Source organism: Vibrio sp. 2134-1, assembly GCF_033339495.1.
The window spans coordinates 108,921-125,353 of the sequence record NZ_JAWOUS010000005.1; the positions used below are offsets into that span (position 1 = coordinate 108,921).

The 16,433-nt window shown below is 45.8% G+C and carries 12 protein-coding genes and 1 tRNA gene; 5 read left to right on the top strand and 8 right to left on the bottom strand.

What is annotated here, in order from left to right:
• Window positions 1-186: 186 nt before the first annotated feature.
• Genes dhaK through ptsP form a run of 3 tightly spaced genes read left to right on the top strand, consistent with a single transcriptional unit; the run spans window position 187 to window position 4,297 of the window.
• Window positions 187-1,245: a dihydroxyacetone kinase subunit DhaK gene (dhaK, locus tag R7R78_RS08420; RefSeq protein ID WP_005383055.1), complete on the top strand. Its 1,059-nt coding sequence runs from the start codon at window positions 187-189 to the stop codon at window positions 1,243-1,245.
• Between the two features lie 15 nt (window positions 1,246-1,260).
• The gene (dhaL, locus tag R7R78_RS08425; protein ID WP_005379705.1) at window positions 1,261-1,896 is read left to right on the top strand and encodes a dihydroxyacetone kinase subunit DhaL; all 636 of its coding nucleotides are present in this window, start codon (window positions 1,261-1,263) and stop codon (window positions 1,894-1,896) included.
• A gap of 1 nt (window position 1,897) precedes the next feature.
• Window positions 1,898-4,297, top strand: coding sequence for a phosphoenolpyruvate--protein phosphotransferase (ptsP, locus tag R7R78_RS08430; RefSeq protein ID WP_225473413.1), 2,400 nt, complete (start codon window positions 1,898-1,900; stop codon window positions 4,295-4,297).
• Window positions 4,298-4,377: 80 nt separating this feature from the next.
• Here the strand turns inward: ptsP and dhaR are convergent, their stop codons facing one another.
• The 5 genes from dhaR to R7R78_RS08455 all read right to left on the bottom strand — a co-directional run bounded on the left by dhaR (window position 4,378) and on the right by R7R78_RS08455 (window position 12,637).
• Window positions 4,378-6,303 carry a dihydroxyacetone kinase operon transcriptional regulator DhaR gene (dhaR, locus tag R7R78_RS08435; RefSeq protein WP_025768380.1) on the bottom strand — a complete coding sequence of 642 codons (1,926 nt, stop codon included), beginning with the start codon at window positions 6,301-6,303 and terminating at the stop codon, window positions 4,378-4,380.
• Between the two features lie 145 nt (window positions 6,304-6,448).
• A complete protein-coding gene (locus R7R78_RS08440) occupies window positions 6,449-6,979 on the bottom strand; it encodes an MltR family transcriptional regulator (protein WP_005379708.1) in 531 nt (176 codons plus the stop codon).
• A gap of 86 nt (window positions 6,980-7,065) precedes the next feature.
• Window positions 7,066-8,214 (bottom strand): mannitol-1-phosphate 5-dehydrogenase, encoded by a 1,149-nt coding sequence (locus tag R7R78_RS08445; protein ID WP_225473415.1) that lies wholly within the window; start codon window positions 8,212-8,214, stop codon window positions 7,066-7,068.
• A 111-nt stretch (window positions 8,215-8,325) separates the two neighbouring features.
• Entirely contained in the window at window positions 8,326-10,278 is a 1,953-nt protein-coding gene (locus R7R78_RS08450; RefSeq protein ID WP_225473417.1) for a PTS mannitol transporter subunit IICBA, read from the bottom strand.
• Between the two features lie 595 nt (window positions 10,279-10,873).
• Window positions 10,874-12,637, bottom strand: coding sequence for a lysophospholipid acyltransferase family protein (locus tag R7R78_RS08455; protein WP_225473418.1), 1,764 nt, complete (start codon window positions 12,635-12,637; stop codon window positions 10,874-10,876).
• 233 nt (window positions 12,638-12,870) lie between these two features.
• Here R7R78_RS08455 and R7R78_RS08460 point away from each other — a divergent pair, with 233 nt between their 5' ends.
• Entirely contained in the window at window positions 12,871-13,590 is a 720-nt protein-coding gene (locus R7R78_RS08460; RefSeq protein WP_005379714.1) for an SIMPL domain-containing protein, read from the top strand.
• Window positions 13,591-13,633: 43 nt separating this feature from the next.
• On the opposite strand, the gene R7R78_RS08465 is transcribed toward R7R78_RS08460, so the two are convergent.
• Window positions 13,634-14,683, bottom strand: coding sequence for a DUF4382 domain-containing protein (locus R7R78_RS08465; protein ID WP_225473419.1), 1,050 nt, complete (start codon window positions 14,681-14,683; stop codon window positions 13,634-13,636).
• Window positions 14,684-14,912: 229 nt separating this feature from the next.
• Between R7R78_RS08465 and R7R78_RS08470 the strand changes: the two genes are divergently transcribed.
• The gene (locus R7R78_RS08470) at window positions 14,913-15,188 is read left to right on the top strand and encodes a hypothetical protein (RefSeq protein WP_005383040.1); all 276 of its coding nucleotides are present in this window, start codon (window positions 14,913-14,915) and stop codon (window positions 15,186-15,188) included.
• 94 nt (window positions 15,189-15,282) lie between these two features.
• On the opposite strand, the gene R7R78_RS08475 is transcribed toward R7R78_RS08470, so the two are convergent.
• Window positions 15,283-16,086, bottom strand: coding sequence for a MetQ/NlpA family ABC transporter substrate-binding protein (locus R7R78_RS08475; RefSeq protein ID WP_017633488.1), 804 nt, complete (start codon window positions 16,084-16,086; stop codon window positions 15,283-15,285).
• A gap of 256 nt (window positions 16,087-16,342) precedes the next feature.
• Window positions 16,343-16,418, bottom strand: a tRNA-Ile gene (locus R7R78_RS08480).
• Window positions 16,419-16,433: the final 15 nt, after the last annotated feature.

Consider the following 16,433-nt stretch of genomic DNA (forward strand, 5'->3'; position numbering starts at 1 on the left):
ATCAGCATGCTTTATGGCGACGATCACTATTCAGGACAATTTGTCGTTTTACGTTTCATATTGAAACAAAAATGCCGAAGTTTTTGTTTCAATATGAAACAGATTGATTTTTGTTGAGCACGCTTTTTCTCTGTTTAAGATGAATTCATACCCTACATAAAAATATAAATGGAATGAGATAGAACGATGAAAAAGTTAATTAACCAAGTTGATGATGTTGTATTGCAGCAAATGGAAGGTCTGGCATTGTCCCGCCCTGAGCTAAAAGCGAACTACGAACCTCGTTACATGTGGCATGAGGAAACTCCGGGGCAAGTGGCACTGGTTTCTGGTGGTGGCTGTGGTCATGAACCTTTGCACGCAGGTTTTATTGGTAAAGGCATGCTGACAGGCGCCTGCCCAGGAGAGGTATTTACTTCACCTACGCCTGATCAAATGTACGAATGTGGCAACCAAGTGAATACCGGTGAGGGCGTGCTGTTTATCATTAAAAACTACACCGGTGATGTGTTGAACTTTGAAACGGCTGTGGAGCTGCTTCATACCGATGGTATCAAAGTTGGGTCGGTGTTGGTGGATGACGATGTTGCAGTCAAAGACAGCCTATACACCGCTGGTCGCCGTGGCGTTGCTGGAACGGTATTGGTTGAAAAGTTAGTTGGGGCTGCCGCGAACAAAGGTTATTCGTTGGAGCAATGTGAAGCGCTGGCTCGTCGCGTTAATAACCACTGTCGTTCATTTGGCGTGGCGCTTAATGCTTGTGTTGTACCCGCAGCAGGTAAACCATCTTTTGTTCTGGAAGATGATGAAGTGGAGTTTGGTGTTGGTATCCATGGTGAACCAGGTATCAAGCGAGTGAAATACACCGATGTCGATACGTTAGTGGATGAAATGTTTGCTGAAGTTGCTGAAAACACACCTTATCAGCGCACATTGCGTATTTGGAATCGTGACGAAGGTGAATGGGATGAAGTGGAATCCAGCATTGAGCCTTTCGCCGCTGAACACGACTACATCGTGATGGTGAATGGTATGGGTGGTACGCCAACTTCAGAGCTTTACGGAGTGTACCGCCGTCTGGCTCATAACTGCGAGCAAGCAGGGTTCCGTATCGTGCGTAATATGGTTGGTAACTTTTGTACGTCACTTGATATGGAAGGCGTTTCCATTACGTTGCTGAAAGCAGATAAAGAGATGTTGGAGCTGTTTGATGCTCCTGTCGATACGGCTGCAATCAAGTGGTAACAGGGGGGATCAAACATGCAAATTGAAAAACAACATATCGTTCACTGGTTAGAGTTATGTGCGAAAACGTATCAAGAGAATCAAGATTTTCTGACCGACCTTGATCGTGATATTGGTGACGCAGACCATGGTCTCAATATGAACCGAGGCTTTAAAAAAGTTGCTGAAAAACTGCCGCAATTTGCGGACCAAAATATCGGCAGCATTCTCAAGAATACGGGCATGACCTTGCTTTCTAGTGTCGGTGGGGCAAGTGGCCCGCTGTATGGCACGCTGTTTATTCGCACGGCTGCCGCTGTCGGAACTCGAGAGCAACTAACGTTTGAAGAGTTGGTTGATGCACTAAAAAGCGGTGTGGATGGCGTGGTGTCTCGTGGTAAAGCGGAACTGGGTGATAAAACCATGTGTGATGTTTGGTTACCCGTTTTGGTTAGCGTGAAGGCGTCGTTAGAAAATGGCATGAGCGCTGACCATTTATTGAATGAAATGGTTGAGCTAGCAGAAACAAATGCGGTTGCCACGATTGAAATGTTGGCGAAAAAAGGGCGAGCAAGCTATTTAGGTGAACGTAGTATTGGTCACCAAGACCCCGGCGCAACCTCTTCTTTGTTAATGATTAAAGCACTACAGCAGGCAATAGCAGGTAATTAAGATGGTGGGAATTGTAGTTGTATCTCATAGTCGTCGCCTTGCAGAAGGGGTGGCCGAGCTTGCCACCCAAATGACGCAAGGCAAAGCCAAGCTTGCGATTGCGGCTGGGGTTGATGATCCAGAGAACCCGATCGGAACCGATGCCATTGCCGTGATGGAAGCGATTGAGCAGGTACAAGATCAACAAGGGGTTGTTGTATTGATGGATCTTGGCAGCGCGTTGCTTAGCACGGAAATGGCTCTGGATCTGATTGATGATCATGTGAGGGAAAATGTCACCCTTATCTCGGCCCCTATTGTTGAAGGAACCATGGCGGCGTCGGTGGCTGCCGCCGCCGGACTGCCTTTATCGACGGTAGTCGAAGAGGCACAGAATGCGTTAAGCGTAAAACAAGAGCACCTTGGTGATCAGCCACTAACATCCGCTGAGATAGCGCCAGTATCAGAGAGCTTTGAGCAAGAATGGACATTTGATTGGGTAGTGCAAAATCCGCATGGATTACATGCTCGTCCCGCTGCGGCCATTGTTGGTGCACTCGCGCCTTTTGACTGCCAATTATGGTTGAAAAAAGGCGAGCTCCGTGTGAACGCGAAAAGCTTAAACAGCATTGCGAAACTTGGCGTTCGTAGCCAAGAGACGATCACGCTGTGCGCACTCGGCTCTCAATCCAGTGAAGCAATCAAGGCATTTGAAGCCTTAGCTTATGAGCACTTCGGAGAAAAAGAGGCGGTTGAGCAAGGCATTATCGAACCTGAAGAAAGTTCAGATACTCTGCTCGATGGCATGGCCTCAAGTCAGATTGAAGGTGCTGTTGTTGGTATTCGAGTCAATGACGGTATCGCTACTGCTCCTGCTGTCCTTTTTACTCATGAAATGCCAGCAGTGCCTGAACGTGATTTCCAAAGTGAACAAGATGAAATTGAACGGGCTAAGCGTGCGATAGGCGTGGTTGTTCAACATTTGCAGGAGCAAGCGAAGCAGCCGAAAGGGGAAATATTTTCCGCTCATAGCATGATGCTCAGTGACCCAGAATTATGGGCATCGGTCGAGTCGCGAATTCAAACGGGCATGATAGCCGAGCAAGCTTGGGTAGAATCACTGCAAGCGTTGGCCGAAGAGTTTCGCCAGGCAGAAAGTCAGTACATGCGGGAACGCGAAGCAGATGTCCATGATATCGCACGCCAAGTTATGGTCGAAATGACAGGCGTAACGCCTAATGCCATCGACATTCAGGAACCGAGTATTTTGTTGGGCCGCGACCTGATGCCTTCTGATGTGGCTGGGCTTGATAAATCGAAAGTGCTTGGTATCTGTTTGAGTGAGGGAGGGAAAACCTCTCACAGTGCGATTCTTGCTCGTGCGATGGGTATTCCTGCCATCGTTAAAGCTCAGGGCTGCCTTGATGCTGTGCGTGCTGGTCAAGTGGTGACTATTGATGGCTTCCGAGGGCATTTATGGTTCTCTCCTTCAGATGCCGTACAGCAGGAATTAGAAGCTCAGCAAATTGAGTGGCAAAGCACCCGACAAAGTACACTAGCGAGTGCTCAGCAAGCCGCAGTCACCTGTGATGGTGTCTATATTCCAGTATTCGCCAATATTGGTGGACCGAAAGATATTGATGATGCACTAACATCAGGAGCTGAGGGCGTTGGTCTATTCCGGACTGAGTTTCTATTTCAAAACAGTGATGAGTTGCCGACTGAGGAAGCGCAATACCAAGTGTATCGTGATATTGCTGCCGCACTTGGTGATAAGCCACTTACGATTCGTAGTCTAGATGTTGGCGGTGATAAGCCTTTAGCCGCTTATCCTATGCCAGCAGAAGATAATCCATTTTTAGGTTTGAGAGGGGTGCGGTTGTGCCTTCAACATGAGTCATTGTTTACCGCTCAACTTCGAGCCATTCTGAGAGCCTTTCACGAGCAACCGAATATTCAATTGATGATACCGATGGTGGCTCAGGTTGAAGAAGTGAGAAAAGTAAAAGCGCTGTTGGCGCATCAAGCAAACCAACTCGGCTTGGATGCGACTCATTTGCCCGTTGGTATTATGATTGAGGTGCCAGCCGCGGTATTAAATGCTGATGCGTTAGCCCAAGAAGTCGACTTTTTCTCTATCGGCACCAATGATTTGACTCAATATGTTATGGCCGCCGATCGAGGTAACGCCGCTGTTGCTGAATTGGTGAACTACTTTGAACCATCGGTACTAAAAGCCATTGAGCTCACGTGTGCAGCAGGCGATCGCGCGGGCATACCGGTTAGTATGTGTGGTGAGATGGCTGGCGATCCAAATGCCACAGAAACATTGCTTCGCGTGGGGTTGCGAAAATTCAGCGCCAGTTCGAGTATGCTCCCGGGACTAAAAGCGCAGATTCGTCAGCTGTCTGTCGATGTTTAATCGAAACCGTATCGTTAGTACATCTATACCGGCGTGCTTACGCCGGTTTTACTTTTGTTATAGGAACTCCAATTCACGACTTAATACAGCTTCATTTGCTCCTGCAGCCCAAACTTATTAATTTTTCTCCATAAGGTCGTGCGGCCAATTTGCAATGCTTTCGCCATATCATGCATTTTGCCATCACACTGATTCCAAGCCTGAACAATCGCTCTTCTCTCGGCTTCTTCTAACGTGATTACTGGCGTATTTTCTGCGGTATGGCGAGAATTCAGTTTAATGTCTTCAGGAATATCGTTCAGCTTGATTAAGTTGGAACTGCGGTTAAGCAAAATTCGCTCAGTTCGATTTCTTAATTCAGAGTTGTTGCCTGACCAACGAAAATTCATCAACGCTTCCAGTGCGACTGGCTCTATCGAGATCGTCACATTGTGGCGGCGTTCATAATGGCTGATAAGCTGCTGGACGAGAAATTCAATGTCTTCTTTACGCTTTCGTAGTGGCGGAATATGCAGCTCGTTCGAGGAGATTTCATAATAAAGTTGCCGACCAAATGAGCGTTGAGTGACATACTCGCTGATCTCTGAAGCGGTGCTCGTGATAAGTTGAAAGTCTACGGGGATCAATCGCAAACTGTCGCTGCGGCTGACGAGCCCAGTTTTTAACAACTTAAGTAGCACGGCTTGTAAATCGGGCGACAGATATTCCACCTTTTCTAAAAAGAGCGTACCGCCATGGGCGAGCTCAAACTTTGAAGGCATGCCTTGCCCTTCGTCATACCCCAGGGTTTCTTTGACCAGTTGCTCTGTATTGATGGAGCGGCAGTTGAGCGTAATGAACGGCCCTTCTTTGTAGGTGCTTTCGTTATGAATCGCCATGGCGAGAGTGGCTTTTCCTACACCTTCTTCACCCGTAATTAGAATCGGTGATTTGGACTTTATGGCCCGTTTTGCCACGGTAATGACATGCTTCATTTTTCGTGAAATGACGGGCAAAGTGCTGAACGTATAGCGCGCACTGCCACCTATTTGTTGTTGAGCAAGTTCGCGAATTTTATCGATAGGGTGCAAGAACAATAAGTGTGTGCCGTCATTGAGTGGACGCAAGGTGATGATCGCCTCAACAAACTCGCCACGAACCTCTACCGTTGTGAGTTTACGGTTTATGCTCGCACCTGACTCAATACTAGTAAGGACATTCGGTGGGAAGCGCAAAACAGAAAAGACTTCTTTATCCAAGACCTGACTGGCTTCAATGTTTAACAAGCGCTCGGACTGGTGATTTACCATGGTTATACGGCTCTCTTCATCCCAGGCCAGAAGGCCGTCATCCATGCACTCTAACGTTGCGTTATGCGCACAAGTGAGGCGGTTCATGTTTTCTTGTTCCGACTGAATGTGGATTTGCAAGCTGACTTCTTTCGCGCTCGACGCGATGATGACTAAGTCTTCTTTCTTATAGCTTTCCGCTTTTCTGAAAAGGCATGTTGTACCGCGTAATTTGCCAAATTGGTCGAAAACAGGCGCCGCTACAGAGGCATAAGAGTGCAAGTGGCGATTGAAATGTTCGGCAGCAAAAACTTCACACGGGATATGAGTATTGATACAGAGATTGACTGCATTTGTGCCTATCTTTCCTTCGGAGAGAAAGCAGCCTTGTTTTATGCCGAGTGCTTGCATCTCTTGTCGCATAGAGTCGTGCCCGACGGTGGAGAGAATACAGCCGTTGCCATCGGTTACCATCAATACCAGGTCTTCGTCACCAAGCATATCGTACGTATCTTCAAGTACGGTCGTGGCGCATTCGATGAGATGTTCATTGCGCTTCATTAGAGATGAGAAGGTAAATCCAGAGGCAATATGTGGTTTTGACCAGGTGTAAGGGCTGCATTGCTTTATGCAACGCTCCCACGACTCGAGGACGGGAGTGCGGGAAAATTCTGGAGATACCCAGTGGTGTTTCTGGAAAAACTCCCACTTAGTTTTAGTGTCTTCGATTGAAAGCATGCGATACCGTTTCAATACTAGCGATAGATTGGTCTGATGTTACAGAGACATCGGAATATGGACTGTGATGGCTTTCACGCACGTTGTATAGAAGAATGTGCAAAAAGAGGGGCGAGTTGAGGAGGCTTCCGTGCCAGTTTTTCGATTAAAAAGGGCTGTCTTTGCCGAGCTCATTGCAAATCTCGACAATGGCAAGTGAGAGCCCTGACTTAATGATTTGTTGTTGACGTTGCAGTTGTAGCTGATAAAACTCAAGGTCGATGTCGTCATCTGGTTCGCTGACTTCCAGTTGTACCATGCCCATTTTCTTCACCAAGTGCAGTTTCTTAATTGGTTCTAGAATATTCGGGTCAGTGAATTCGTAATCTGAAGCGTCACTATTGAGTTGGTTTTTGAGTTTGATGATGTCTTCGATGTCGTGGTAAATGTCATCGGGGAGCACTCCCAAGCCAAACAATAACTTCAAACGAACAGACAGATCGCCCAGCGGTCCAGAGTCTTGTAGCAGCGGACCGACAACTGATTGAACAGCGAAGTTATCTTTACGAAAGATTCTTTGCACCAACCCGTCGATCGAATCGTTAAAAACGTCGACTGCTGCAATGAAAAAGCCTCGTACCGATGGTGCGCTGTTTAATCGCTCAATGATCTCGGTTTCGTTGATGTTATCTGCCATATACTGAATACATTTCTAATTATTAGCTATCCCAACTCTTCAAGCAGAGAAGGACATAGAAGGGGAGCCGAGCTCCCCTAGGTAAATCAAAGTTGGTTGTAAAGTGTCTCGATTTGAGCCACTTCATCGCTGTCTTCTGCAAGACCTGTGTATGTCGCTAGCGTCTTCTTCACTCCCACTTCTTTTAATGAGTTTTGTAGCTCTACGGCTTGTGGGTCAGTGTCGTTAGTGTACTTCAACGCAGCGGCAATGCCTTTCAAAAGTGTTTGATTTTCAGTGCCATACTCAATTGTACCGAGTAAAGGCTTCACTAATCTATCGTTTGCACCCAATTTTCGAATTGGTTGACGACCTACGCGATCCACCTCATCCACTAAGTATGGGTTGGCAAAGCGTCCTAAAATCTTCTCGATGTAGGCGTTGTGCATGTCACGGTCGAAGCCGTAGCGTTTGATCAGCACTTCACCACTCTCTTGCATCGCCTGTTTTACTTCAGCGTGAATGCTAGGGTCTTCAATTGCTTCACGAATGGTGCGATGGCCTTTCAAGCAACCTAGGTAAGCGGTAATGCAGTGGCCTGTATTGAGAGTGAATAGCTTGCGTTCTACGAATGCCATTAGGTTGTTGGTTCTTTCCATGCCAGCTATGTCAGGGATTTCGCCCTTGAATTGCTGCTCATCCACAATCCATTCGCTAAAGCTCTCTACCGTCACTTCTAGTGGGTCATCGTTCGCTGCTTCTGCTGGTGGCACGATGCGGTCTACCGCTGAATCGACAAAGCCAACCAATTCGTCTGCTTTCGCGTGCAATGATTCATCCAAGTGTTTGTACACTTCACCTTTTAGGTGTGTGGTGCCACGAACCATGTTTTCACACGCGATGATGTTCAATGGCTTATCGTTACCTACTGCAAAGCGCTTAGCAATGCCGGTAGCGATGGTTTTTGCAATGATGTCCAGTACGTTAGGGCCAACCGCTGTTGTGACCAAGTCGGTTTTTACAATGCGGTCAATGACATCTTTACTGGCTGAGTTTACCGCGGTGACGTGAGTTACTGTGTCGATTTGGCACTCAGTACCGACCACTTTTACTTTGTATTCTTGCTTGTGACTCAGTTGGTCGACGAGTGGAGCGTCAACGTCTGCAAATGTGACCTCGACTTCTGCATCTGCTAAGAGTTTTCCGATGAAGCCACGACCAATGTTACCTGCGCCAAAATGAACTGCGTTTTTCATAATTCTTACCTACCAATGTCTAAAATGTTGACTTACGAAACTAGGGGGAGGCCAACCGCATAGGGGGTGACAGCTGACCTCATTTGCCTCAGGAGCAAATTAAAGGGGTAATTAAGCCGCTTGTTGACCGCCAAGGATGTTTAGAATCTCTTCCACATCGTTGGTGCTGGTTAGCTTCTCAATTGCCTCCGGCTCATCGAGCGCGTTCGTAATGGTGGTGATCACCTGGATGTGCTCATCGTTCTTAGCGGCAATGCCGATAACCAGTTTCGCTACATCATCGTCGTCTTCAGTAAATTGGATACCCGATGGGTATTGGCAGATTACAATGCCGGTTTTCTTCACGCGGTCTTTCGCTTCTACCGTGCCGTGAGGCACTGCGATAGATTCGCCTAGGTAAGTTGGAACCAATGCTTCACGCTCAAACATCGCGTCTACGTATTCTGGTTCTGCGTAGCCAAGTTCGACCAACTTGTTGCCCGCGAAGCGAATCGCTTCTTCTTTGTTGGCAGCTTTCAAACCTAGGTGAATATTTTCACGCTGGATTTGGAACACCGACGTTTGCTGTGGTTCGAAGTTGTCGTCGTTTGCTGCCACGAGCGACACTTTTACCATTTGGTCGTCATTGGCTGCGGATTGGTTTTGTGCTGCTAGTAGTTTGGTGACTAGCTGGTTGTACATCTCGCTGTCTAGGAAGTTAGTCAATGAAATGTGGTGTGCGTTTGGAGCATGCTTACGTGCACGATCCGTTAAGTCTTTATGAGTAATCACGATATCTGCACTCTCTGGTAAGCTGTTAATGGCAAGGTTGGTTACGTGGATGTTCAGACCTGCGTCTTGAACCTTTTTGCGTAGCATGCTCGCGCCCATTGCACTCGAGCCCATGCCCGCATCACAAGCGACAATGATGCTTTGTACTGTCGCTAGGTCTACGTCACCTTTGCTTTGGTTGTTTACCACCGCATCGTTTTTAGATGCAGATTTCATGTCTTTCATTTGTGATGTTGCTTTTTCTAGTGCTGCTTCATCACCGTCTTCTTCTGTTGACGTTTGAGTCTTCATTAGCAGTGCTGCTACGGCGAATGACACGCCTGTTGCTGCTGCGATAGACGCTAGAACACCAACGATTGAGCCTTTCTGAGTCATCAACAAGATTGCAAAGATTGAACCTGGTGATGCTGGAGAAACGATACCTGCGTTAAACATTGTTAGAACGAATACGCCAGTCATACCACCTGCAATAGCTGCTAGGATTAGGCGAGGGTTCATTAGAATGTATGGGAAGTAAATTTCGTGGATACCGCCGAAGAAGTGGATGATTGATGCACCACCGGCAGTTTGACGAGCCGTTCCTTTACCAAACACCATGTAAGCCAGCAAGATACCTAGACCAGGACCTGGGTTCGCTTCGATTAGGAAGAAGATAGATTGACCTGTCTCAGACGCTTGTTGGATACCCAGTGGAGAGAAAATACCGTGGTTGATCGCATTGTTTAGGAACAGGATCTTCGCAGGTTCAACGAAGATTGAAGTCAGTGGTAGTAGGTGAGCAGAAACTAGGAAGTTAACGCCAGCCGCCAAGCCACCAGAAAGAATTTTTACGAATGGACCGATAAAGATGAAGGCAAGGATCGCACATAGCATGCCGATGATGCCCGCAGAGAAGTTGTTAACCAACATCTCGAAGCCACTTTTTACTTTACCATCGATGTAGTTATCGAATTTCTTGATAGCCCAGCCGCCCATTGGGCCGACCATCATTGCCCCCATAAACATTGGGATGTCTGTGCCGACAATCACACCCATTGTTGTGATTGCACCGACTACCGCACCACGATCGCCACCAACTAATTTACCACCGGTGTAACCGATAAGTAGTGGCAGCAAGTAGGTAATCATTGGGCCAACCATAGAGGCTAACGTTTCGTTTGGTAGCCATCCAGTTGGGATAAATAGAGCAGTGATAAAGCCCCACGCGATAAACGCGCCGATGTTTGGCATTACCATGTTTGACAGAAAACGACCAAAATTTTGTATCTTGATCTTGGCATCTGGTGATATCATAACAATTCCCCGTTCGATGTTCTGATGAATCTTGTTGTAGTAAACGGTTCGCCAAAACCGTTTGTTTGATTGCTTAGTACCCAATCAATTTACCACACATTTTCCAATTGGAACTGACAACGGGTTTTTTGTGATCTACGCCCGCATTTCTTAGGCTGAGAAACGGTTTTTAAGTGACCAAGTTCAACTTATTAACTTGTAACTTAATAACAAAAAACCACTTTCAAATCTGTCAATGAAAATCTTAGTGATCAATCCGATCTTCTGACAAATTTAAAATTAAAATACCTTGTGACTTTGATCGCTTTTAATTTTTTTTGAAATTCGAATTAAATACTTGTAATGATCAATGTCACGTTTTGTGTTGAGTTGTGGTGGATTTAAAGTGTGACTTGGATCTGTTTTTGTTTTTTGTGAAAGTTTGTGACGGAATTGGTGAGATAAATGCTATCTAGATCTTTCGATAGATTGTATCTATAAGATTCTTTTCGGCGCACTTCACGGAGTACGCCTAATTAGTTGATGAAAGAGTAAATAAAGAGAGTCGCCACACGGTTCTTCTTGTGATTCCCAACTCTCTACTTAATCACTGTTCTTAATCATCGTTGCTATTAGTATGATAGACGAGGTAGTCATGAGCTTGCTCGCGTCCCATATACCTTGCCAACGTCTTTTCTTGAACATCGCGCAAATCCACCATAATCAATCCATCTAGAGCGTTATTGAATGCAGGGTCGACGTTGAAGCATACCAGCTTGCCATTGAGGCTTAAGTACTGACGCAGCAAAACGGGCACTCCTTTCCCTTCATCGATTCTGGCAATGACACGTGACAATAGCTGTAAATCACCCAGAGCAGTGAGCATGCTGGTGTTCCAGTCACGGTGGTGCTCAGGAAGTGGGTTAGAAGGTGTGACGTACTCTGCGCAATTGTTGTCGTAGTGGTGCAGTGTCATTGATTGAGCCAGTAATTGACGTGCAGTATCGCTATAATCGTTGCTAATGCTTACCGGACCAAATAGGTGAGTGTAATCTGGGTTTTGATGAACGAACGTTGCGATGCCTTTCCACAGCAGCAGTAGCGCGCTCATGCTCTTTTGATATTGCTGTGCAATCACAGAGCGCCCCATCTCAATGGATTTACCCATTTGGTCGATAAAGCGTTGGTCATAGTTAAACAACGTTCGTGAATACAGACCTGCTACGCCGCGCTTTTCAATCAGTTGATCAACCAGACCTAAACGATACGCGCCCACCAAGCATTGATTCTCTCTGTCCCACACAAACAGATGCAGGTAATCATGATCGAAATGGTCAATGTCTATTGCTAGTCCCGTCCCTTCGCCAACTTGTCGGAAATTGAGCTCACGTAGGCGACCAATTTCATGCAGTAGGGAAGGGATATTCTGCGACTCCGCGCAGTAGACATCGAACTCACCACTTGTTAGCAGCTTGGACTCTTTTGGTAAGTTGTTCAGTTCTTCAAGCAATTCGCCTACGGGTAACCCTGCCGCTATTGGTGAGAGCCGTTCTGATGAGGAAGAGGGCTCCACCGATTGGATTTCACGATTGAGTAAGTAAGTGTTGAGCCGCAAATAGTTCACCACTTGATCATCGCTAAGTGTGTTCAGCTCTTTAAATTTTATCGCTTGGCCAAAGGATAAGTTGATGGTTTGCGCCTGTTTGTTCAGTAGCTCCCGCCCGAGCAGTAGGGTGCGCAAAAGTGGATGGATTTTCCCTGCCATATAGAAGCGTTTCGAGTTCTGACCACTGATGAATACTGGAACTGTCGTTGCTTTGTTTTTGCGGATTAGGCTACTTACGCTTCGACTCCACGCTTTATCTTCCAAGCGTTGCTGTTTGGCATCGACTAACTGGGAAACCTCACCGGCAGGAAAGACAAGCAATAAGCCGCCACTTGCTAGGTGTTTATTAGCCGCTCTGAGGGCCTTCATATTCGATTTGACGGCGTCTTTGCCTTCAAACACATCGACACCAATGAAGAGCTGATCTAACTCCGGCACGGTTTTCAGGTATTGATTGGCTAGAATTTGGATATCGTCTCGTACCATCAACAAGAGTTCGGCCAAGATGACGCCTTCCACACAACCAAGCGGGTGGTTCGCCACAATGACGGTAGCACCTTGTTTAGGTACTGAGTCGAGTGAACCATGAGTAATGCGATAATCGATACCTAAGATATCCAGCGTGAAGCGGAGAAAAGTTTTGGTATCGGCATTAACGGGGCGTTGGGCGTAGAACTTATCAAGTTGGTTTAAACCGGTTGCCCATTCAGCAACGTTTTCACCAATGCCAAACGGCGTTTTACGAGGGAGACGAAAAGGGGTTGAACTATCCATATTTACCTCAGCGTACAAGTTGCTGATTGGATAGTAGAAATTACAGATGACAGTTAAGAGGCAAAAGCATGAGCCTTTGGTGACAAACCAATGAAGCTTTATTGACTAAAGAAAACGGTATATCACTGTGCTATGAATCAAAACTCGCGTTATGTCTCCCTCTTAAAATAATAGATAGGCTATCTTATCTAGAACAAAGATTAAGCTAAGTTGATATTTATCAGGGGGAAATAATGGAACGAGTTTCCAATAAAGCAGCACTTTGGATTGGGCTAAGTTTGATACTTGGTCTTGGCATCCTTGGCTATTTTATGCAGCAGACGGCGGTGAAATACCGAGCCTATGAAAGAGTCGTGACAGTAAAAGGTTTGTCGGAGCGTGAGTATCCTGCTGATACGGTGATTTGGCCGATTCAATTTACTCTAGCGAGTAATGATATGGGGGCCATGTTTGATGAAATTGACCAGCAAACCCGTTTGATTTTGGACTTTCTAAGTGCCAAAGGGCTTCCTGAAACCAGCGTTTCCCTTTCTTCCCCAGCGGTCATTGACAGAAAAGCACAGCAATATGGGAGCGAGCAAGACATTGAGTATCGTTATTTGGCCTCGCGAACCGTTACGGTTTACAGCCAGAGTGTTGATGTTGTTCGAGCGGCAATCAATGAAATAGGTGAGCTAGGAAAACAAGGTGTTTTGCTTAACCAAGATCCTTATGCAAATCGTGTTGAGTACAGCTTTACTAAGCTGAATGATGTGAAGCCAGACATGATCGAAGAAGCGACTAAGAATGCGCGTGAAGTGGCTGAGAAATTTGCGAAAGACTCACAAAGTTCACTGGGTAAGATCAAACGTGCAACTCAAGGGCAGTTCTCGATTTATGACCGAGACAGCAACACGCCTTACATTAAGAAAGTACGAGTGGTATCGACGGTGCAATATTACCTTTCTGACTAAGTAAAAAGCCGCTCAGTACGAGCGGCTTTTTTAATGTGGTGACTTAAAGAATTGGATTAATGTCCTGAGTTGTCAGCTCTGCCTCGACAACATCAACTGGCGTGTAATGCTGGTAAATCAAGAAACCGTCTTCTGAAGTTTCATGAGCGTCTGGCGTATCAATATACGCAGTACATGTGTAGCCAATGCTGTAAGTACCCGGGCCGATGTAACCAAACTCGTAGCTGTAGGTTGTATTACCTTCTTCGTCTTGCGATTCATTCACGTTAGCTACCGCAACTGGCGCGTTGAGTGGATCTGTCGCACCCATATCGCCCATGGTTGAGCTATCCATTGAACCTGCATATAGGTAAACAGAGTGAACGGCAGGAACGTCATTTATTGCATTTGATGCTGCACTGTCTGCTTCACACGCTTGATACTGAATTTCACTGACTTCACCACTAATATGACCTGATTCTGATGCGTTTACTAAGCTTACCGCATTAGAGTTCATGTTCATGTAATCTTTGCCTGTTGGATCCGCCAGACCTTTGCGTAAGTCAAACTCGACAACATAGCTATTATGACCAGTATGAACTTTTACATACTGACCTTTTTGCGAAAACTTTAAGCGACCTTGATCGCTCGTATCTGGTTTAAAACCAAAACAGCTGCCTCGGCTAGGTACAACTAAGCCTTTGATATTGCCGTCTGTCTTCTCTACGTATGACAGTGTTGTATCGTTTAATTGTTTGCCGTCTTTAGCGTACACACACATAGCATAATCACCAGGAGCAATGTCCTGTTCGTGAATGATCGTTTTAGCGTTGCTTCCCTGATATTCCATTAGATCAACTTGGTGTAGTGCTCCATTGTCACTAGCATCTAACAGAATGTGTTCTCCAGTTTGCTCGCCAGTTTCAGGGTCAAATGGTACAAGGACAACATCTTGAAACGCTAAAACGACTTTGTTGGCATCGTCGACAGGAGCATCGGAAATGCTGAGAGAAAAAGTGGCTGCTTCTGTATCGGATGAAGAGTCGTCGCTACCGCAGCCCGTCAATAAAAGACCACCTGAGATAGCAAGTAAAGGATAGGTATATTTTTTCATTATGACCTCTTGTTTACACTGCTGATAAATGTAAAAGGCTAGTCTCAAAGTCGAGAAATGATGTCATTGTATTGTGATAGAGAGGTCAATCTTCAATGGTGCTATATACAAGTCCTTTTTTATAAAACTAAGTTCTTAACTGTGATGAGGGGAGTTTGATGATAGTCAAGCTGGCTTCTTTCTTATGAGCGTAAGTTAGTATGACTTATTGCTAGAAGGAATTAGTATCATGGCATACAAGCACTTTATTAGAGAACTACTGGGTTTAGCGATTGTTGTCTCTGTCGTCTTTGGCGTATTAGGCGTGATGTTAGAGCTCTTCGCACTGACGGCACTTTGGGAGCATCAGCAAACGATAGCCGATGTTTTCTTCCATGAATCTCTCTACTTCATCGTATTTTTAATCCCACCATACTTCCTCTGGAAGTTGATTAACCGTCCTGAGTTGGTTTCTGCTGACCAAGCTTATTTGGCAATGAAGTTAGAGGCTGAAAGTCGACAATGAGTCGATTTAGTGAGTAATGAAAAGAAGAGGCTATGAGAAAACATTAGCCTCTTTTCTATCTGATTCGTGGGCAAAGTATTCGCTGCTTTATTGATTAAAAAGCTGCTTCGATTGTGCCTTTGAAAGTGCGATCGAGATAATCACGAATCGCTTGAGATTGATAAATAGAAACGAACTTTTTATACGCTTCATTATTTTTGTCTGCGTCACGAGTGGCGATGACCATGACTGCTAATGGGGCGTCTTTTGCTTCAAGATAGATACTTTGTTTCTTCGGATCTAAACCAGAAGACATTACGTAGTTCATTGTAATCGCAGCCGCGTCCACATCATCTAATGTTCTTGGTAGCTGAGCGGCATCTACCTCGACAAATTCAAATGATTTTGCGTTTTTTGTGATATCAGTTAGGGCGGCTTTATGGCCAACACCCTGTTTCAGCTCAATTAAACCTGCATCGGCGAGTAGCAACAGACCACGACCACCGTTGGTAGGGTCATTTGGAAGCGCTATACGTGCATTGTTTGGAAGCTCTTGCAGTGAGCGATACTTATTGGAATAAAGCCCCATACGCATAAGAATGGACTGACCAATTGATACTAATTGGGCGTTATGGCTACTGTTGAAGTTGTCTAAAAATGGCTGGTGCTGATAGCTATTAATATCGATGCTACCATCGCTAAGAGCGGCATTAGGTGTCACGTAGTCAGAAAACTCAATGACTTCGACATTCAAACCTTGCTTTGCTGCCTCCTTCGCTACCGCCTCGACTACTTGTGCATGTGGTCCAACTGTCGCGCCCACTTTAATGACAGAGTCATCTTTTTCTCCACAAGCGCTTAAGCCGACTACTGCCGTGAGAATCAAAGCTAGTTTCTTTAAGTGACCAATACTTTTCATTGTAGCTCCATTTTTTGTTTTAGACGTCTATACGTTTGTATGTCCATCCTATCAGAAGTTGTCTGAGGGTCAATGGTTTAAATCACGAGCAGACATTTTGTTTCTATTGCTCGTATAGAGAGCCAGATAATAGTTAAAGAAGAGGGGAAGAGGAAAAGCTATTACGAGGTTAGTGACGAGTTACCGCAACTGTACCCAAAGATATAAGATACAAAAAAAGCGTAGTAGGTATTAACCTGCTACGCCTTTCGGAATATGGTGGCCCCTCGCAGACTTGAACTGCGGACCAATCGATTATGAGTCGACTGCTCTAACCACTGAGCTAAGGGGCCTTAATAGGACAACGA